Origin of the sequence: Pseudomonas sp. SW-3 (assembly GCF_016615645.1) — a bacterium.
In the GTDB taxonomy this organism is placed as follows: Bacteria; Pseudomonadota; Gammaproteobacteria; order Pseudomonadales; family Pseudomonadaceae; genus Aquipseudomonas; species Aquipseudomonas mandelii.
Genome location: NZ_CP067098.1, coordinates 98,405 through 117,604, shown reverse-complemented (window position 1 = coordinate 117,604; position 19,200 = coordinate 98,405). Strand labels below are relative to the sequence as shown.

The following is a 19,200-nucleotide window of genomic DNA, read 5'->3' as shown; positions in this document are numbered from 1 at the left end:
GTGATGCTGATAATCTTGTTGACTATCAGTCTGACTCCACAAGCACCCACACGAATTGCTTGATTCAGTTGTTAAAGAGCGGTTGGTTAAGATCTTTCGTCTCAACCGAGGCGCGCATTCTACAGCAGCCTCTGTTGCTGTCAAGCGGTTATTTTCAGAAGTTTTCAAAGTTTCCTTTGCAACTTCAACCACTTGCGCTTCCGATCTCTCGTTAGCGGGAGGCGAATTCTACAGCGTTACTCGCTGCTGTCAACACCTCTTTTTCTCCGCTTTCGACCGAGAAGATCGAACCGTCAATCAAGCCAAACAACCCTGCTTGATCAACTCCTTCTGTGCTTCGATAACCTGAAGCAACTCGCTGTCGAAAACTGCGTAACTCTTTGTTTACCAAGGAGTTTTCCGTTTCGACTGCGCCGGAAGTGGGGCGAATTATAGACTTCCAGAATCTGCCGTCAACCCCTGATTTGGCTTTTCTATCAATAACTTGCAGAAAGCTGGAAAACAGACCGCTTTCTTCTATATAGGAGAGCAAAACCACCCCTCTATATAGAAGGAATCTTCAGAGGACCCCCGCCACTTTGAAAGCGGCGACCGTTTCTGCATCCAGGCCCAACACCCGCTGCAGAACCTCCAGCGTGTGCTCGCCCAATAACGGAGGCGCATTACGATACTCCACCGGCGTTTCCGACAGGCGAATGGGGCTCGCTACCTGCGGCACCATGCCTGCTAGCACATGGGGTAGCTCGATCGCCAAACCACGCGCCTTGACCTGAGGATCAGCAAACATCTGAGCCAAGTCATTAATAGGTCCGCATGGCACACCCGCCTGCTCCAGCTGTAACACCCACTCAGCGGTGGTCTTGAAGACAGTCGCCTGACGGATCAGCGGGATCAACACCGCGCGATTCGCCACCCGCAGCTTGTTGGTCGCGAAGCGTGGGTCATCCGCCCACTGAGGCTGCCCAGCCACCTCCGCAAACTTGCGGAACTGCCCGTCATTACCCACAGTGAGAATGAAGTCTCCATCCGCCGTAGGAAAATCCTGATAGGGCACGATGTTCGGATGTGCATTACCCAGGCGCTTGGGCGCATTACCCGTAGTCAGATAGTTCATCGCCTGGTTGGCCAGGCACGCAACCTGAACATCCAGCAACGCCATATCGATATGCTGACCACCACCGTCATGTTCCCTATGGGCCAACGCGGCAAGGATCGCTACCGTCGAATAGAGCCCCGTCAGGATGTCTGTCAGCGCCACACCGACTTTCACCGGCCCTGCGCCCTCATCTCCCTCAGGTCGACCGGTCAGGCTCATCAGCCCGCCCAGACCCTGGATCATGAAGTCATAACCCGCGCGCTTGGCGTAAGGCCCGGTTTGACCAAACCCGGTAATCGAGCAATAAATCAGATTCGGATTGATGGCTTTAAGCGACTCATAGTCCAACCCATAAGCCGCCAGGCCACCGACCTTGAAGTTCTCGATCAGGATGTCCGACTTGGCTGCCAGCTCACGCACCAGCTTTTGCCCTTCTGGACGCGTGAAATCGATGGTCACCGATTGCTTGTTGCGATTGGCCGACAAGTAATAGGCGGCCTCGCTGGTGTTCTCGCCATAGGCGTCTTTCAGGAAGGGCGGTCCCCAGGCACGCGTATCGTCGCCATTGCCCGGACGCTCAACCTTAATCACTTCGGCGCCAAGGTCGGCAAGGATCTGCCCGGCCCAAGGCCCGGCCAGCACCCGCGATAAATCCAGTACCCGTAGATGCGAAAGCGCGCCCATGGACGTTCTCCTATTAATAGAACGCCTGGATGCCGGTTTGCGCGCGACCGAGGATCAGTGCGTGGACGTCGTGCGTACCTTCATAGGTATTCACCACTTCCAGGTTGACCAGGTGGCGAGCAACACCGAATTCATCGGAAATGCCATTACCGCCCAACATGTCACGCGCCATACGCGCGATGTCCAGGGACTTGCCGCAGGAGTTGCGCTTCATCATCGAGGTGATCTCGACTGCCGCCGTGCCTTCATCCTTCATACGACCCAGACGCAGGCAGCCTTGCAGTGCCAGGGTGATCTCGGTCTGCATGTCGGCAAGCTTCTTCTGGATCAGCTGAGTGGCGGCCAACGGGCGACCGAACTGCTGACGATCCAGGGTGTACTGGCGAGCGGTGTGCCAGCAGAACTCGGCAGCGCCCAAAGCGCCCCAGGAAATGCCGTAGCGCGCGGAGTTGAGGCAAGTAAAAGGGCCTTTCAAACCGCGGACGTCAGGAAAAATGTTCTCTTCAGGAACAAACACGTTGTCCATGACGATCTCGCCGGTGATTGATGCACGCAGGCCAACCTTGCCATGGATCGCCGGAGCACTCAGGCCTTTCCAGCCTTTTTCCAGAACAAAGCCACGGATGTCGCCCGCATCATCCTTACCCCAAACCACGAACACATCGGCAATCGGACTGTTGGTGATCCACATCTTGCTGCCGGTCAGGTTGTAGCCGCCTTCCACTTTGCGTGCACGAGTAATCATCGCGCCCGGGTCGGAACCATGGTTAGGCTCTGTCAGACCGAAGCAGCCAATCCACTCGCCCGAGGCCAGTTTCGGCAGGTACTTCTGCTTTTGGGCTTCAGTGCCGAATTCATTGATCGGCACCATGACCAGCGAGGACTGCACACTCATCATCGAGCGGTAGCCGGAGTCGACACGCTCAACTTCACGAGCAATCAGCCCGTAGCTGACGTAGTTCAGACCGCTGCCGCCGTACTGCTCGGGAATGGTCGCACCCAACAGGCCCACTTCGCCCATCTCGCGGAAGATCGCCGGATCGGTCTTTTCATGACGGAAAGCTTCAAGCACGCGCGGTGCGAGCTTCTGCTGAGCGAATTGCTCGGCAGTGTCGCGGATCATGCGCTCTTCTTCGGTGAGCTGTTGATCCAGCAGCAGGGGATCGATCCAGTTGAAGCTAGCTTTACCGCCCATGAGTGTGTCCTCTCGAATCGGGTCAAATAACGTGGACTGATCCTAGGCCTGGTCCGGCATTACGGCAAACGAGGATTTTGCATACTGTTGTGCTAATTTCTCACTCCGTAACGTCGCGAAATAGCCTTTATGCGATGTATTAGTGAGGTTGGAGTACATGCGCCGGAAAATCCCTAGCACCACCGCCCTGATCAGCTTTGAAGCGGCAGCGCGCCACGAGAGCTTTACCAAAGCGGCGCAGGAGCTTTCGCTCACTCAAGGCGCCATTTGCCGACAGATCGCCAGCCTCGAGGAGTTCCTCAGCGTAGAACTTTTCCGACGCTCGCGGCGCGGAGTGAAGCTGACGGAAGCCGGACTTTCCTACAGCCGCCGCGTAGCAACCCAGCTTGACGCGGTCGAGCGGGACACCTTGTCCGTGATGGGGCAACAGGGCGCCAATGTGATCGAGCTGGCCGTCGTACCGACCTTTGGCACCCAATGGCTGCTGCCACGGCTCAAAGACTTCCAGCACAAACACCCGGAAGTGACGGTCAACCTCACCAACCGCACACGCCCCTTCCTGTTCGCCGATACCGACTTCGATGCCGCGATTTACTTTGGTGATGCGGATTGGTCGGGTACCGAATCCCACAGGCTAATGGGCGAAAATCCGATGCCGGTGTGCAGCCCGACGCTACTGGGCAAAAAAGCCAATCTGGCACCCGATGAAATCGCCGAAATGCCCCTGCTGCAACAGACCACGCGCCCTTATGCCTGGCGCCAGTGGTTCAACTCTCAGCACCTGAATGTGCCACGGGACATGACAGGACCGCGCTACGAGCTATTCTCCATGCTTGCCCAAGCGGCGATGCACGACATGGGGATCGCGCTGATTCCGCCATTCCTGATTCAACGCGAACTGACGGAGAAGCGCCTGGTGATAGCCAACACTCAGGCGCTGTCGAGCATCAAGGCCTATTATCTGATGATTCCGGAGCGAAAGGTCGAATCGGCGTCTCTACGGGCATTTCGCGATTGGCTGGTCACCCAAGCACAGAGCTACAGCCTAGAAGGGTAAAGGCTTACCGGTGTTAGCTGACCCCGTAGTCAGCAAAACCAAAGCCCTACAGATATACGTTTTTGTCGCATATTCGCAGACTGTACCGACAAGCAGTACAAACGTCCCACAAGTGCCTACCGACGTGGCTTTGAGCCTCCATTCACCAGCAATGACGCCTCATTCACCGTGCCGATGTGTAAATTCTTGAAATTCGGCCAAAATCCTTACAAGGCACGGCCTGCAAGGGATTGAGGCGGTCGGTTGCGACATTCGGTCACGGGGTGACTTGTAGTTAATTTTCCGTCACCCGTCATAATCCCTTGAAGGGCACAAAGTTCGCCTGCAAAATGCCGCGCCCCGCCCAGATTTGGCGGGATCGTGCTGATCGGCCGCCCCAGCCGCACCATCCGAAGTGCCTGGGTTTACTCAATAAGATCACGCAGGAGATTTGACGTGCACATTGGTGTTCCTCTCGAAACCCAGACGGGTGAAACGCGGGTTGCTGCAACCCCGGAAACCATCAAGAAGCTGATCGGCCAGGGTCATAAGGTCACTGTGCAAAGCGGCGCCGGCATTAACGCCAGCGTTGTCGACAGTGCTTATGAAGCGGCAGGCGCAACGATTGGCAGCGCCAACGACGCGTTTGGTGCCGAGCTGATTCTCAAGGTGGTCGCCCCCAGCGACAGCGAGCTGACGCTGATTAAAAGCGGCACCGTTGTGGTCGGCATGCTCAACCCGTTCAGCAATGAAACCATTGCCAAGCTGGCCGAGTGCGGCATTACCGCGTTCGCGCTGGAAGCGGCTCCGCGCACCTCCCGCGCTCAAAGCCTGGATGTGCTGTCCTCCCAAGCGAACATCGCCGGCTATAAAGCCGTGTTGCTGGCCGCTCACCACTACCCGCGCTTCATGCCGATGCTGATGACGGCTGCGGGCACCGTGAAAGCGGCGCGCGTGCTGATTCTGGGCGCCGGCGTTGCAGGTTTGCAGGCGATCGCCACGGCGAAACGCCTGGGGGCAGTGATCGAAGCGTCCGACGTGCGCCCTGCAGTTAAAGAGCAGATCGAATCCCTCGGCGCCAAGTTCGTCGACGTACCGTATGAAACCGATGAAGAGCGCGAATGCGCTGTCGGTGTCGGCGGTTACGCCCGGCCAATGCCCGCCAGCTGGATGCAGCGTCAGGCCCTGGCCGTGCACGAACGCGCCAAGCAGGCTGACATCGTCATTACCACCGCGCTGATCCCGGGCCGCAAGGCGCCGACGCTGTTGAGCGCGGAAACCGTGGCGCAGATGAAGCCAGGCTCGGTGGTCATCGACCTCGCCGCAGCCCAGGGCGGCAACTGCCCGCTCACCGTGGCCGACCAGGTCGTGGTCGAGAATGGCGTGACCATTTGCGGCCCGACCAATCTGGCGGGCGCGGTCGCGGCAGACGCTTCGGCCCTGTACGCACGCAACCTGCTGGACTTCCTGAAGCTGGTCTTCAACAAAGAAGGCCAGTTCGAGATCAACCTCGAAGACGACATCGTCGCCGCGTGCCTGATGTGCCGCGACGGCCAAGTCATCCGCAAAAACGCCTAAGCAGGGATTCAGACGATGGAAGAGCTTATCTCCCCCGGTATCTACAACCTGATCATCTTCGTGCTGGCGATTTATGTCGGTTATCACGTGGTCTGGAACGTTACACCTGCACTGCACACGCCATTGATGGCGGTGACCAACGCGATCTCGGCGATTGTCATCGTCGGCGCCATGCTGGCCGCCGCGTTGACCGTGACGCCACTGGGCAAAACCATGGGCACCCTCGCCGTGGCGCTGGCCGCGGTAAACGTGTTCGGTGGTTTCCTGGTCACCCGCAGAATGCTTGAGATGTTCAAGAAAAAAGCCCCGAAAGTAAAAGAAGAGGCGCCCAAGTAATGAGCATGAACCTCGTAACGACGCTGTACTTGATTGCGTCCATCTGCTTCATCCAGGCGCTCAAAGGCCTGTCGCACCCGACCACGTCGCGCCGTGGCAACCTGTTCGGCATGCTCGGCATGGGCCTGGCGATTCTCACTACCATAGGCCTCATCTATAAGCTGGGCGCTGAGCTGGCCACCGCCGGTATCGGTTACGTCATCGTCGGCCTGCTGGTCGGCGGCACTGCCGGGTCGATCATGGCCAAGCGCGTTGAAATGACCAAGATGCCGGAACTGGTCGCTTTCATGCACAGCATGATCGGTATGGCTGCGGTGTTTATTGCGATCGCGGCGGTCGTTGAGCCGCAATCGTTGGGCATCGTCAAACAGCTCGGTGATGCGATTCCGGCGGGCAACCGTCTGGAACTGTTCCTGGGTGCGGCCATCGGTGCAATCACCTTCTCCGGCTCTGTGATCGCTTTCGGCAAGCTGTCGGGCAAGTACAAGTTCCGCCTGTTCCAGGGCGCACCGGTACAGTTCGGTGGCCAGCACAAGCTGAACCTGTTGCTGGGCCTGGCCACTCTGGCGCTGGGCATCACCTTCATGCTGACCGGCAACCTCAGTGCCTTCGCGTTGATGCTGGCCCTGGCCTTCGTCCTGGGTGTGCTGATCATCATCCCGATCGGCGGGGCCGACATGCCGGTAGTGGTGTCGATGCTCAACAGCTACTCCGGCTGGGCAGCGGCGGGTATCGGCTTCTCGCTGAACAACTCGATGCTGATCATCGCCGGTTCGCTGGTGGGTTCGTCCGGTGCGATCCTCTCGTACATCATGTGCAAGGCGATGAACCGCTCCTTCTTTAATGTACTGCTCGGTGGTTTCGGCAATACGGCAGACGCGGCTGGCCCGGCCGGTTCGAAAGAAGCCCGCCCGGTTAAATCCGGTTCGGCTGACGACGCGACCTTCCTGCTGACCAACGCCGACACCGTGATCATCGTTCCGGGTTACGGCCTGGCGGTCGCTCGGGCGCAACATGCGCTTAAAGAGTTGACCGAGAAGCTGACCCATCGCGGTGTGACCGTGAAGTACGCGATCCACCCGGTTGCCGGTCGCATGCCTGGCCACATGAACGTGCTGCTGGCCGAGGCCGAAGTGCCTTACGACCAGGTGTTCGAGATGGAAGACATCAACTCCGAGTTCGGTCAGGCCGACGTAGTGCTGGTGCTCGGCGCCAACGACGTGGTCAACCCGGCCGCGAAGAACGACCCGAAATCGCCGATTGCCGGTATGCCGATTCTCGAGGCGTTCAAGGCCAAGACCATCATCGTCAACAAGCGTTCGATGGCCAGCGGTTATGCCGGCCTGGACAACGAACTGTTCTACCTCGACAAAACCATGATGGTCTTCGGCGACGCCAAGAAAGTCATCGAAGACATGGTCAAAGCTGTCGAGTAAAACCTGCTCCAACGCAATACCCAAAACCTCAGCCTTTAGTAGGCTGGGGTTTTTTTATTCCCCGTGAAACCCGACCAAAGGCTCTAAATCAGGCCTCTGCATTCGACCATGGTAGCGGGACGGATTTTTTTCAAATCACTAGACTGCACACCTTGCTTCCGTTGCCCGAGATAACCATCCATGTACCGTGATCGTATTCGCTTGCCTTCGTTGTTGGAAAAGGTGATGAGCGCCGCTGACGCTGCCGCTCTGATTCAGGACGGCATGACCGTCGGCATGAGTGGTTTCACTCGCGCTGGCGAAGCCAAAGCCGTCCCCCACGCATTGGCCGAGCGCGCCAAAATCACCCCGCTGAAAATCACGTTGATGACCGGCGCCAGTCTGGGCAATGACCTCGATAAACAGCTCACCGAAGCCGGCGTACTGTCGCGACGCATGCCATTCCAGGTTGATAGCACTTTGCGCAAGGCGATTAACGCCGGCGAAGTGATGTTCATTGACCAGCATCTCTCGGAAACTGTGGAGCAATTGCGCAACCAGCAACTCACGCTGCCGGACATCGCCGTGATTGAGGCCGTGGCGATCACGGAGCAGGGCCATATCGTGCCGACCACCTCGGTTGGTAACTCGGCCAGCTTCGCGATTTTCGCCAAACAGGTGATCGTCGAGATCAACCTCGCGCACAACCCGAATCTCGAAGGTCTACACGACATCTATATCCCGACCTATCGCCCGACTCGCACGCCGATTCCGCTGGTAAAGGTCGACGATCGCATTGGCAGCACCGCCATCCCCATCCCGCCGGAAAAGATTGTCGCGATCGTGATCACCAACCAGTCCGACTCGCCCTCCACTGTCCTGCCGCCGGACGTCGACACCCAAGCCATTGCCGATCACCTGATCGACTTCTTCAAGCAAGAAGTGGCTGCCGGGCGCATGACCAACAAGCTTGGCCCATTGCAGGCCGGTATCGGCACCATCGCCAACTCGGTAATGTGCGGCCTGATCGACTCGCCATTCGAAGACCTGACCATGTATTCCGAGGTGCTGCAGGACTCGACCTTCGACCTGATCGACGCCGGCAAGCTGAGTTTTGCGTCAGGCAGTTCGATCACCCTGTCGAGCCGGCGCAACGCCGACGTCTTTGGCAACCTCGAGCGCTATAAGGACAAACTGGTCCTACGGCCACAGGAAATCTCGAACCACCCGGAAGTCGTGCGGCGCCTGGGCATCATCGGCATCAACACCGCTCTGGAGTTCGACCTGTACGGCAACGTCAACTCTACCCATGTCTGCGGCACACGCATGATGAATGGCATCGGCGGCTCCGGGGACTTTGCGCGCAACGCGCACCTGGCAATCTTCGTGACCAAATCCATCGCCAAGGGTGGCGCGATCTCCAGCGTGGTGCCGATGGTCAGCCACGTCGACCATACCGAGCATGACGTCGACATCCTGGTGACGGAGATTGGCCTGGCCGACCTGCGTGGCCTGGCACCACGGGAGCGAGCACGGGTGATCATCGACAACTGTGTGCACCCGGACTATCGCCAGGCGCTGGATGACTACTTTACGTCGGCCTGCGCATTGGGCGGGCACACCCCGCATATCCTGCGCGATGCCCTGCGCTGGCACATCAACCTGGAAGAAACCGGGCGAATGCTGGCGGTCTGATTCAGCAAAAAAACAGCTGACGCAAACACAGTTGCGTCAGCTGGCTTTGGCCACACTAGATTCTGTTTAAAACTGTACTGCTGTACTGGTCATTTCCTACCGTATTTGCCTACCCATTCAAGCGAAAACATCAAAATCGCACCAATATAGTGCCGACAGGTACAGTTGCCTCAATTTCGACCAGTACACCCCCTATTAACAGTTAACTGGTCCCTCACAATACAGGTGAACTGTATCTACAGAGACTAGCCAAACGAGAGGATCATTGGCATCAGTTAAACCACTACCTAATCCCGCCACAAGCGGAAGGATGTCAACCATGGAACGTACACTCAGTTCCGAACTGTTCTTCGAAGATACCGCTGCAAAAACCCAGGCTTCCATGCCTCTTCGCGTTATTGCCAACCTGATGCTGTGGCAGCGCCGCATCTCCAGCCGCCATCAACTGGCTCGTCTGGATTCGCGTCTGCTGGCTGATGCCGGGATTAGCGAAGCACAACGCTACGAAGAGCTGAGCAAGCCGTTCTGGCGCTAAGTTAGCGTCGCTGGCTCTGACCCACCGGGTCCACCGCCAGCACTCCAAATTGAAAAAACAAAGCCCGTCGTGGGAAACCACGACGGGCTTTGTCGTTTTCGGCCTTGGTCGGCGGCCGTACAAAAGGGTTAGCCGACAATGAGTACAGTTTTAATATTTATAATATTGCACCAGTACAATTTTACGACAGTGTATCTGTAGGCCCAGTGTCGCTGCGCTCAACATGAAGTCCTGACTCTCCGGCAAAAGGCCTTCGCGCCATGGATAACTTACTGAATGTTTCTGCCCCCGCCCTTCTAAAGAAGCCTCGACTCCACAGACTTAAACGATTGCTGCAGTCGCTCGCCGCCGCCCTTGAGAGAGCCAGAACCCGGCGTTTGCTGGGCCAGCTCAATGATCAGCAACTCTCGGACCTAGGCATCAGCCACGCGGATCGGATTAATGAATTGGATAAACCGTTCTGGCGCTAGGCCGCTGCTTTAACAGAAGGGACTGTTCGAACCGATAAAAGCAGGCCTAATATCAAGCCAGAACGTGGCGAGCGCTGTTCGACAGGCGTCTGACTCAACAGCTACCTCAACACCTCTCAATCGGTTATCCAAAGGAGTTACACCATGTCCCGTCTTCGTCTGCTCAGCGCTGCAGCCCTGCTTGCCGTGGCTGCCAATTCCCACGCGACCAGCTTTATCGTGACCACGGATGCCGTCGTAGGCGCACTTAAGTCCAGTTCCGATGCAACCTCCGATGTCACTTCCTCCTTTCGCGATGACAAGATCGTGCGCGCTGCCCGTGACGACGCCGCCAGCTTCGTCGCCAGCGAAGGCGCCATTCGTGGCGTGAAACTGGAAAGCGCACTTGACCACATCCGCCACCAGGCTCCTCAGCTAAACGCCACTGATGCACAGCTGGCACAGGCCATCCTGACGATCTAAGCAACGCTGTCACATGGGACACGCCTGTCGTGTCCCAATGTTTCGGCACTGGCTCTAGCCCGGGGATTGCGCTAGCCTTTGGACTCGCTTTCGACAAACGAGTCTCATGCGTCTTCTTTCAAAGCAGCTTTTCATTTCAGTATTTCTCGCGGCCTGCTGGTCGGCCCCGACCTATGCCTTCGACGCGTTCAACTTGTCGACCCAAGGCATCGTCGTCACGGGTTACGCCACCAGCATGGTGACCGCCGCCCCCTTCGACCGTAAGCTGCTGATCGCCGCACACGATGACGCTGCGGCGTTCATTGCCAGTGACGGCCAACTACGCGGAGCGCAACTGGAATCCGCGTTGATTTACTTGCGCCGCAGCCAGCCAAAACTTCATGCAAGCGACCTTGAACTGGCGCAGGCAATTCTCGTCCAATAGTTATCCTTTGTCCTTGCGGAGTCGTTCCATGCGTAGCCCTCTGATTGCTGTTGCCCTTGGCCTGCTTTTATTGGCCGATGTGACCCAGGCGCACACCTTGGTTGCCACCAGCAACATCCTCATCAATGCCACCCAACGCACACTTGATTTCACTTCCGATACCACGACATCCATCCGCGACTCGAAAATTATTCGCGAAGCCCACGATGATGCCGCGAGTTTCGTCGCCAGCGATGGGGATATTCGTGGTGCGCATCTGGAGGCCGCCTTCAGTACATTGCGCACCCGTGTGCCGGAAGCCCGGGACGCCAGTGATCAGGTGCTCGCCGAAGCCATCCTCGCACTGTGAGGTCGCCAAACGCCTGGCTGCTGGCCGGGCTGATGTTGCTGCTGTGCAACACGGCCCAGGCTGGCTTGCAATTACGACTCAAGACCGAGGGTCTGAGCGCCGAACAACAGCAAGCCAGTCAGGCGTTGCTCGATGAAGCCATGCAGGCCTTGCCGCCACGTTTTATCGAAAAACTGGACCGGCGCATTGATGTTGGCTGGACCGACGACATGCCGAGCAATGCCTATGGCCAGGCTTCGCTGGTGTCCGAACTCGACCTGAACCGCAACCTGCTCGCCAGCCTCACGGACGGCAGCGCTGCCACCAAGAAAACCTATCGCCCCCACGGCACCGTCCGCCGCGAAATGCTCGCAACGGTGTTGCATGAGCTCACCCATATTTACGACCGTTCGCGTCTGTGGCCGGACGCGGAACGCACGCTGATCCAGCGCTGTACCCGGCGCAACAACAGTTCCGGCCTGATCGGCATCCCGGATGAATGCCGTGGTCAATCCGACCGCCGCTTTACCCTGAGCGATGATCCGCGCTTGCTCGACCTGGCCGGTTGGCCGCAATACGTCGGTCGCCGTGGCGAGCGCGAGCAGCACAACCGGCAGATCGCCCGCAGCCCGGACATCTACGAAACGAGCAGTCCCAAAGAGTTTGTCGCGGTCAACATGGAGTATTTCCTCCTCGACCCGAGCTATGCCTGCCGTCGCCCCGCGCTGTATCGCTACTACAAAGAACATTTCGGCTGGGCTCCCGCCGCCAAGGACGCGTGCAGCAAATCCTTTGCCTTCCTCAATGCCGGCAACGACTTTGCTAAACAACCGCTGGGCCAAGTCGATCCGGAACGGGTGTACGCCGTCGACTATCTGCTGGCCGAAGCCAACCAGAACTGGGTCAGTCGCTGGGGGCACAGCATGTTGCGCCTGGTGATCTGCGCGCCGGGTCGGCCTCGCGGGCCAGATTGCCGACTGGATCTCGACCAGCACCTGGTCTTGTCCTACCGCGCCTTCGTCGGCGACGTGCAGCTCTCGAGCTGGGATGGGCTGGTGGGTAAATACCCCTCGCGCCTGTTTGTACTGCCGTTGGCCCAAGTGATCGACGAATACACCAAGACTGAACTGCGCAGCCTGGCCTCGGTACCGCTGAACTTGTCGCGCAACGAAATTGAAGACGTGGTGGAACACGCCGCCGAGATGCATTGGAGTTACGACGGCAACTATTATTTCCTCTCCAACAACTGCGCGGTGGAAGGCTTGAAGTTGCTGCGCAGCGGCAGCAACAACGCGAAACTGGTCGGGCTCGACAGCATCATGCCCAACGGCTTGCTGGAAGTGATGAAGGGCCGCGGACTGGCGAATACCAGCGTGCTGGATGACCCACGCGAAGCGTTGCGCCTGGGTTACCGCTTCGACTCCTTCCGTGATCGTTACCAAGCGATGTTCGAAGTGCTGAAAAAGCACTTGCCGATCAAGCAGGAAAAAGTCGAAGACTGGCTGGCATTAAAAGCTGACGAGCGCCGGCAATGGTTTGAGCAGGCTGACTTGCGCACCAGCGCGGCGTTGCTGTTGCTGGAGCAGGCAAGCTTCCGTCAACAACTGGTGCTGGCCCAGGATGAAGTTAAACAGCGTTATCTGGGCGCACGGGAATTGAAGAACGGCGGTATGGACAAGGCAAACGCGACCTTGCAGCAAATTCTCGCTAATAGCGGCTTCCTCAGTCGTCCCGCAGAGCTGCTCGGCACCGGCGGTTACGGATTGCCTCAACCGAATGAATGGCAGCGCCTGGAATCGGAAAGCAACCTGCGGCAGAAGCAGCTTCAGCTGCTGACCGGCGATCTGGACAAGGAAGTCAGAGCGCTGCTCGAACCAGGCCGGGCAGCGGAGATGGCCGCCAATGAAGCCAACCTGAAACTGGTTGGCGAACATTTGCGCAAATTGCATAAAGCAGCAGGCGGGCTGGAGTTGCCATAAGCAAGAAGGCGTCGTGGATGATCCATGACGCCTTCTTTGCCTGCACGTTAAATCAAAGCACCCCTTCCAGAATTTCATAGACGATCCCGGTGCCCACGGCGATCAGCACAATGTCGCCCCCTGCACGGCGCCATTCGTAGCCCGGGTAATGCGGCAGCCGCCCCAAGGCACGATTATCCAGACGCTCACCGTAATAGCCGTGAGGCAATGGTCGACCACGCACCAGATGAACACCTGGAGGAGGGGGTGCCCCGCGTACAAAATAGCCGTGGTTATCGTGAATAGTCTGGCGCACCGGGCCGAAGTCCCGTGGCGGAGGGCCGCCGCGATGATTGTCCTGCGGGCCACGGTGGTCATCGCCATGGTTGTCACCACGGTTATCGTAATGGCCCTGCGGCGGGCCGCCGCGGTCGTGATCGTCGCGCTGATCGGCGCTCGCATGCAGCAGCGGCGTGGCACTGAGCATCAGCACGCCCAGGCTGGCAATCAGACGTTTCGGCATTTTCATCAGGTCTTTCCTCACTGCACACACAGCAAAAAGGGCTTCAGAACGTAGTCCTGAAGCCCTCGGTCTTGCTGTTTAGTCTGTGCCGCGAGGCTCTAATTCCTCTGTATCAGGAACTTTACCTTCAGCTGACGCGGGCCTTACGCACGCCTTCAGCCAACGCCGAGCAAAGGCTCAGCACGCCATCAACCGCCTGCGCCGGCGTTGAGGCATTGGCGATGTGGTCGATCAATGCCGAACCCACCACCACACCATCGGCCAGACGCGCGATGGACGCCGCTTGCTCCGGTGTACGAATGCCGAAACCGATACTGATCGGCAGGTCGGTGTGGCGACGCAGACGAGCAACCGCTTCTTCAACGTGTTCCAGCGTCGCCGCGCCCGCCCCGGTCACACCGGCAACCGACACGTAGTAGACGAAGCCAGAGCTGCCGTTCAGAACAGTCGGCAGGCGCACATCGTCGGTTGTCGGCGTGGTCAGGCGGATGAAATCCAGTCCGGCGGCCTGCGCCGGCTCGCACAGCTCACCGTTATGCTCCGGCGGCAGGTCGACCACGATCAAACCATCAACACCGGCCTCCTTGGCGTCGGCGATGAAGCGCGGCACGCCGTACATGTGGATCGGGTTGAAATACCCCATCAGCACCAGCGGCGTCTCGGTATTGCCTTCACGGAACTCGCGAACCATTTGCAGGGTTTTCGCCAGGTTCTGCTTGGCGCCAAGGGCGCGGATGTTGGCCAACTGGATGGCCGGGCCATCGGCCATTGGATCGGTGAAGGGCATGCCCAACTCGATCACATCGGCACCCGCACCGGGCAAGCCTTTGAGGATCGCCAGGGACGTGTCATAGCTCGGGTCGCCAGCGGTGACGAAGGTCACCAGGGCGGCGCGATTCTGTTCCTTGAGTTCGGCAAAGCGCGTTTGCAGGCGGCTCATCAGTGTTTCTCCTGCTTCGATTGTTCCATGTGGTGCATCACGGTTTGCATGTCTTTGTCGCCACGACCGGACAGGTTGACCACCATCAGGTGATCTTTGGGCAGGGTCGGTGCGCGCTTGAACACTTCGGCCAAGGCGTGGGCGCTTTCCAGTGCCGGAATAATCCCTTCCAGGCGGCAGCATTTGTGGAACGCATCGAGGGCTTCGTCGTCGGTCACCGAGGTGTACTGAACGCGGCCGATGTCATGCAACCAAGCGTGTTCCGGGCCGATGCCTGGATAGTCGAGGCCGGCCGAGATCGAGTGGGCGTCGATGATCTGGCCATCGTCGTCCTGCAACAGGAAAGTACGGTTGCCGTGCAGCACACCCGGAACACCGCCGTTCAGGCTGGCGGCATGCTTACCGGTTTCAATGCCGTAACCGGCGGCTTCCACGCCAATGATTTCGACGCTTTTGTCATCGAGGAACGGGTGAAACAGGCCCATGGCGTTGGAACCGCCACCGATGCACGCCACCAGGCTGTCCGGCAGACGACCTTCCTGGGCTTGCAGTTGAGTACGGGTTTCTTTGCCGATAACAGACTGGAAGTCGCGAACCATCGCTGGATAAGGGTGCGGACCGGCCACGGTGCCGATGAGGTAGAAGGTGCTGTCGACATTGGTCACCCAGTCACGCAACGCTTCGTTCATCGCGTCTTTCAGGGTGCCAGTCCCGGCGACCACCGGGATCACTTCGGCGCCCAGCAGTTTCATGCGGAACACGTTGGCCTGCTGACGTTCGATGTCGGTGGTGCCCATGTAGATCACGCAATCCAGGCCGAAACGTGCAGCCACGGTCGCCGTCGCCACGCCGTGCATGCCGGCGCCGGTCTCGGCAATGATGCGTTTCTTGCCCATGCGCCGCGCCAGCAGGATCTGGCCGATGCAGTTGTTGATCTTGTGCGCGCCGGTGTGGTTCAGCTCTTCGCGTTTCAGATAAATCTTTGCGCCGCCGCAGAATTCGGTCAGGCGTTCGGCGTAGTACAGCGGGCTTGGACGTCCGACGTAGTCCCGTTGGAAGTAGGCCAATTCTTCTTTGAATGCTGGATCTTCCTTGGCCAATTCGTATTCACGGGCCAGGTCGAGCACCAACGGCATCAAGGTTTCAGCGACGTAACGGCCGCCGAACGAGCCAAACAGGCCGTTGGCGTCGGGGCCGTTGCGCAGATTAGTCTGGGTCATGGGTCGCTCCAGTGGGATTCGTGAGATGACAATGACGGTCACTCTACCCCTGACGTCCCAGCCTGAAAACCGATAAGATCGCCACAACCTGTCAGGAAAACTCACAGATCCCATGAGCCACGACCTTCCCCCGCTCAACGCCCTTCGCGCCTTTGAAGCCACGGCACGGCTGAACAGCGTCAGTCAGGCTGCCGAACAGCTGCACGTCACTCATGGCGCGGTCAGCCGACAACTCAAGGTGCTCGAAGAACACCTCGGTGTGAGCCTGTTCATCAAGGATGGACGCGGCCTGAAACTCACAGATGCCGGCGTGCGTTTGCGCGATGCCAGCGGTGAGGCCTTTGAACGTCTACGCACCGTTTGCGCAGAGCTGACCCAAAGCACCGCTGACGCTCCATTTGTTTTGGGTTGCTCGGGCAGTTTGTTGGCGCGCTGGTTTATTCCACGCCTGGGACGACTGAACGCGGACTTGCCCGACCTGCGCCTGCACCTGTCGGCCGGGGAAGGCGATCTCGATCCGCGACGGCCGGGGCTCGATGCCCTGCTGGTGTTTGCCGAGCCGCCATGGCCGGCGGACATGCAAGTCTATGAGTTGGCCAGCGAACGAATCGGCCCGGTGATGAGCCCGCGTTTCGCGGGTTATGAAAGGCTGCAAGCTGCGCAGGCCACAGCGTTATTGAACGAACCCTTGCTGCACACCACCTCGCGCCCACAGGCTTGGCCGAGCTGGGCACAGCAAAGTGGCCTCGACGCCAAGGCGTTGAAGTACGGTCAAAGTTTCGAGCATTTGTATTATTTGCTGGAAGCAGCCGTAGCGGGGCTGGGGGTGGCGATTGCGCCTGAGCCGCTGGTGGCTGAGGACTTGAAGGCCGGTCGCCTGGTTGCGCCCTGGGGATTCAGTGAAACCCCGGCGCAACTGGCCTTGTGGCTACCCAAGCGCGCCGCGGACGGGCGCGCTCGACAGTTGGCGCAGTGGCTCAAGGCCGAGCTGCACCAAACCGATCAGTCGCCGCGCTTGAACAGCAGATAAGCCGCAAGCAGACCCAGTGCGCCGACAGCGACGCCCGCAGTAGTCCAAGGGTGTTCCTGGGCGTAGTCCCGAGTGGCAATCCCGGTTTCGCGGGTTTTGACTTTGACTTCCTCATACGCATCGCTGAGCAGATGGCGCGAATGTTTCAGCGCGTTCTCGGCGTTGCCTTTCAGCGCTTTGAGGGTTTTACGCGACTCGTCCGAGGCGTCGTCTTTCAGATTTTCCAAAGATTTCAGCAGACTCTCGATCTCGGCTTCCATGCTTTGCAATGAGGCTTTACGTAAAGAGGTGTTGGCCATGGTGGCTCTCCTTCATTGATGATGAGTAGCGTGTGTTGGTTGGGACTTCAACGGTTCGAGAAAGTGCAGTAAATCTGAACTTCTGCATGGCATTAGCCGACAGAAGTAATACGAAAAATCACTGCTAGGCTGTATTTCACACCCAAGGAGAACGCCATGACTGACCATCACACCTACAAGAAAGTCGAATTGGTTGGCTCGTCCACCAGCAGCATTGAGGACGCCATCAATAACGCGCTGGCCGAAGCCAATAAGAGCATCAAGCACCTGGAATGGTTTGAAGTGACCGAAACCCGCGGGCACATCAAGGATGGCAAGGCCGCGCACTTTCAGGTGACGCTCAAAGTCGGGTTCCGGATTGCCAGCAGCTGAGTTTGAGCTAGTCTCCTGAACTTGCGCGCTGGCCGAATGCCATAGGGAAATGGCAAAGCGCTACATGAGTGCCTCCGGCTGATGGCTGGATGCTCCCTTTGATCCGACCAGGGAATGCGACAGATGAAGTATTTTATTTTAGCGGTAGGTTTGTTGAGCCTTGCAGGAACAGCCTTTGCTGACGGCAAATCGTGCGAAGAGCTGAAAGCCGAAATCGCAGCAAAACTGGATGTCAAGGGCGTTGCCGGCTATTCACTGGAAATCGTCGATAAAGGCGCTGAGGCCGGCGGAACAGTCGTCGGTACCTGTGAAAAGGGCACCAAGGCAATCGTCTACAAGAAAGACTGATGTCCCTTACAAATCAAAAAGCCGACGCAATGCGTCGGCTTTTTTGTGTGGCGGCGTCGGCGCCTCAGCCCTTCATGACCTGCGCCAGCAGCTCATAGGAATGCACCCGATCCGCATGTTCGTAAAGGTCGCAGGTGAAAATCAGCTCGTCCGCCTGAGTCTGCTCGATCAGCACTTCAAGCTTGGCGCGGATCTTCTGCGGGCTGCCCACCATCGCCAGACCGAGGAAATCGCCGACGGCTTCTTTCTCATGGGGCAGCCACAGGCCATCCATGGTTTTCACCGGCGGACGCTGCACCAGGCTTTGGCCACGCATCAACGCCAGGATGCGCTGATAGACCGATGTCGCCAGGTAATCCGCCTGCTCGTCCGTGTCAGCGGCGACCAGCGGCACACCGAGCATCACATACGGCTTATCCAGCACCGCCGAAGGCTTGAAGTGATTACGGTAGACGCGAATCGCCTCGTGCATGAAGCGCGGTGCGAAATGCGAGGCGAAGGCGTAGGGCAAACCGCGCTCACCGGCCAATTGTGCACTGAACAGGCTGGAGCCCAGCAACCAGACAGGGACATTGGTGCCGGTGCCCGGCATGGCGATGATTCGCTGGTCAGGCGTGCGTGGGCCGAGATATCGCATCAGCTCCGTAACATCTTCCGGAAACTCGTCGGCGCTGCCGGAACGTTCGCGACGCAGGGCGCGTGCAGTCATTTGATCGGAACCGGGGGCGCGCCCCAAACCCAGATCTATCCGGCCTGGATACAGGCTTTCGAGTGTGCCGAATTGCTCCGCGATCACCAGCGGCGCGTGGTTGGGCAGCATCACGCCGCCGGAGCCGACACGAATGGTCGACGTGCCACCGGCCAGGTAGCCGAGCAATACCGAGGTGGCCGAACTGGCGATGCCGTCCATGTTGTGGTGTTCGGCGACCCAGAAGCGGGTATAGCCTAATTTTTCGACATGCTGCGCCAGGTCCAGGGAATTACGCAGCGACTGGGCCGCGCTGCCGTTCTCGCGTACGGGCACCAGATCAAGGGTCGAAAACTTGATATCGGACAGTCGTTTCATAAGCCTGCTTCTCCAATGGTGGGCGCAGGTTTTTCTTGCGAACGAAAACCTGCCGAATCTATAAGCGTGCTTCATGCAATGAGGGCATATACCCGAGATTCAATAGCCAGGCCAAAAAATCCTACGAAAGCAGTAGGACTTTATGAGATGAGGTGAACTTTGCACAACCGTCTACCCTCAGAACCCTAGC

Annotated in this window: 22 protein-coding genes; 14 read left to right on the top strand and 8 right to left on the bottom strand. The window is 58.4% G+C overall.

Annotated elements, in window-relative coordinates; all coding sequences use genetic code 11:
• Positions 1-211 precede the first annotated feature (211 nt).
• The 3 genes from JIO00_RS00590 to JIO00_RS00580 are packed head-to-tail and all read right to left on the bottom strand — an operon-like array spanning position 212 to position 2,975.
• Positions 212-532 (bottom strand): hypothetical protein, encoded by a 321-nt coding sequence (locus JIO00_RS00590; protein ID WP_200667384.1) that lies wholly within the window; start codon positions 530-532, stop codon positions 212-214.
• Between the two features lie 27 nt (positions 533-559).
• Positions 560-1,780: a CaiB/BaiF CoA transferase family protein gene (locus JIO00_RS00585; protein ID WP_010465742.1), complete on the bottom strand. Its 1,221-nt coding sequence runs from the start codon at positions 1,778-1,780 to the stop codon at positions 560-562.
• A gap of 13 nt (positions 1,781-1,793) precedes the next feature.
• On the bottom strand, positions 1,794-2,975 hold the full coding sequence (locus JIO00_RS00580; protein WP_077748813.1) for an acyl-CoA dehydrogenase: 1,182 nt from the start codon (positions 2,973-2,975) through the stop codon (positions 1,794-1,796).
• Positions 2,976-3,132: 157 nt separating this feature from the next.
• On the opposite strand from JIO00_RS00580, the gene JIO00_RS00575 reads away from it, so the two are divergent.
• The 11 genes from JIO00_RS00575 (at position 3,133) to JIO00_RS00525 (ending at position 13,233) form a co-directional block, all read left to right on the top strand.
• Positions 3,133-4,032, top strand: coding sequence for a LysR family transcriptional regulator (locus JIO00_RS00575; RefSeq protein ID WP_200667382.1), 900 nt, complete (start codon positions 3,133-3,135; stop codon positions 4,030-4,032).
• 435 nt (positions 4,033-4,467) lie between these two features.
• On the top strand, positions 4,468-5,589 hold the full coding sequence (locus JIO00_RS00570) for a Re/Si-specific NAD(P)(+) transhydrogenase subunit alpha (protein WP_010465739.1): 1,122 nt from the start codon (positions 4,468-4,470) through the stop codon (positions 5,587-5,589).
• A gap of 15 nt (positions 5,590-5,604) precedes the next feature.
• Entirely contained in the window at positions 5,605-5,925 is a 321-nt protein-coding gene (locus JIO00_RS00565) for an NAD(P) transhydrogenase subunit alpha (RefSeq protein ID WP_003187417.1), read from the top strand.
• Entirely contained in the window at positions 5,925-7,361 is a 1,437-nt protein-coding gene (locus JIO00_RS00560) for an NAD(P)(+) transhydrogenase (Re/Si-specific) subunit beta (protein WP_200667380.1), read from the top strand. The genes JIO00_RS00565 and JIO00_RS00560 overlap by 1 nt, the downstream gene beginning before the upstream one ends.
• A 180-nt stretch (positions 7,362-7,541) precedes the next feature.
• Positions 7,542-9,035 carry an acetyl-CoA hydrolase/transferase family protein gene (locus JIO00_RS00555; RefSeq protein ID WP_010465734.1) on the top strand — a complete coding sequence of 498 codons (1,494 nt, stop codon included), beginning with the start codon at positions 7,542-7,544 and terminating at the stop codon, positions 9,033-9,035.
• 382 nt (positions 9,036-9,417) lie between these two features.
• Complete coding sequence (locus tag JIO00_RS00550) at positions 9,418-9,570, top strand: DUF1127 domain-containing protein (RefSeq protein WP_370694728.1); 153 nt, start codon at positions 9,418-9,420, stop codon at positions 9,568-9,570.
• 260 nt (positions 9,571-9,830) lie between these two features.
• On the top strand, positions 9,831-10,040 hold the full coding sequence (locus tag JIO00_RS00545; RefSeq protein ID WP_010465731.1) for a DUF1127 domain-containing protein: 210 nt from the start codon (positions 9,831-9,833) through the stop codon (positions 10,038-10,040).
• 144 nt (positions 10,041-10,184) lie between these two features.
• Positions 10,185-10,502, top strand: coding sequence for a DUF2388 domain-containing protein (locus JIO00_RS00540; protein WP_010465729.1), 318 nt, complete (start codon positions 10,185-10,187; stop codon positions 10,500-10,502).
• Between the two features lie 106 nt (positions 10,503-10,608).
• Positions 10,609-10,926 carry a DUF2388 domain-containing protein gene (locus JIO00_RS00535; protein WP_010465727.1) on the top strand — a complete coding sequence of 106 codons (318 nt, stop codon included), beginning with the start codon at positions 10,609-10,611 and terminating at the stop codon, positions 10,924-10,926.
• A 28-nt stretch (positions 10,927-10,954) separates the two neighbouring features.
• Positions 10,955-11,275 carry a DUF2388 domain-containing protein gene (locus tag JIO00_RS00530; RefSeq protein WP_010465724.1) on the top strand — a complete coding sequence of 107 codons (321 nt, stop codon included), beginning with the start codon at positions 10,955-10,957 and terminating at the stop codon, positions 11,273-11,275.
• The gene (locus JIO00_RS00525) at positions 11,272-13,233 is read left to right on the top strand and encodes a DUF7844 domain-containing protein (RefSeq protein ID WP_145306374.1); all 1,962 of its coding nucleotides are present in this window, start codon (positions 11,272-11,274) and stop codon (positions 13,231-13,233) included. Before JIO00_RS00530 ends, JIO00_RS00525 begins: the two co-directional genes overlap by 4 nt.
• Positions 13,234-13,285: 52 nt before the next feature.
• Here the strand turns inward: JIO00_RS00525 and JIO00_RS00520 are convergent, their stop codons facing one another.
• The 3 genes from JIO00_RS00520 to trpB all read right to left on the bottom strand — a co-directional run bounded on the left by JIO00_RS00520 (position 13,286) and on the right by trpB (position 15,895).
• Positions 13,286-13,741 (bottom strand): anti-virulence regulator CigR family protein, encoded by a 456-nt coding sequence (locus JIO00_RS00520; protein WP_083375334.1) that lies wholly within the window; start codon positions 13,739-13,741, stop codon positions 13,286-13,288.
• Positions 13,742-13,862: 121 nt separating this feature from the next.
• Positions 13,863-14,675 carry a tryptophan synthase subunit alpha gene (trpA, locus tag JIO00_RS00515; protein ID WP_010465718.1) on the bottom strand — a complete coding sequence of 271 codons (813 nt, stop codon included), beginning with the start codon at positions 14,673-14,675 and terminating at the stop codon, positions 13,863-13,865.
• Positions 14,675-15,895, bottom strand: coding sequence for a tryptophan synthase subunit beta (trpB, locus tag JIO00_RS00510; protein ID WP_010465716.1), 1,221 nt, complete (start codon positions 15,893-15,895; stop codon positions 14,675-14,677). The genes trpA and trpB overlap by 1 nt, the downstream gene beginning before the upstream one ends.
• 112 nt (positions 15,896-16,007) lie before the next feature.
• Here trpB and JIO00_RS00505 point away from each other — a divergent pair, with 112 nt between their 5' ends.
• Entirely contained in the window at positions 16,008-16,925 is a 918-nt protein-coding gene (locus JIO00_RS00505; RefSeq protein ID WP_010465714.1) for a LysR family transcriptional regulator, read from the top strand.
• Here the strand turns inward: JIO00_RS00505 and JIO00_RS00500 are convergent.
• Positions 16,898-17,224, bottom strand: coding sequence for a DUF883 family protein (locus JIO00_RS00500; protein WP_010465712.1), 327 nt, complete (start codon positions 17,222-17,224; stop codon positions 16,898-16,900). The genes JIO00_RS00505 and JIO00_RS00500 overlap by 28 nt on opposite strands.
• Positions 17,225-17,380: 156 nt before the next feature.
• Between JIO00_RS00500 and JIO00_RS00495 the strand changes: the two genes are divergently transcribed.
• A complete protein-coding gene (locus JIO00_RS00495; RefSeq protein WP_010465710.1) occupies positions 17,381-17,596 on the top strand; it encodes a dodecin in 216 nt (71 codons plus the stop codon).
• A gap of 123 nt (positions 17,597-17,719) precedes the next feature.
• Positions 17,720-17,944, top strand: a complete 225-nt coding sequence (locus tag JIO00_RS00490; protein ID WP_010465708.1) for a DUF1161 domain-containing protein — start codon at positions 17,720-17,722, stop codon at positions 17,942-17,944.
• A gap of 64 nt (positions 17,945-18,008) precedes the next feature.
• On the opposite strand, the gene JIO00_RS00485 is transcribed toward JIO00_RS00490, so the two are convergent.
• Positions 18,009-19,010 (bottom strand): LLM class flavin-dependent oxidoreductase, encoded by a 1,002-nt coding sequence (locus tag JIO00_RS00485; RefSeq protein WP_010465706.1) that lies wholly within the window; start codon positions 19,008-19,010, stop codon positions 18,009-18,011.
• Positions 19,011-19,200: the final 190 nt, after the last annotated feature.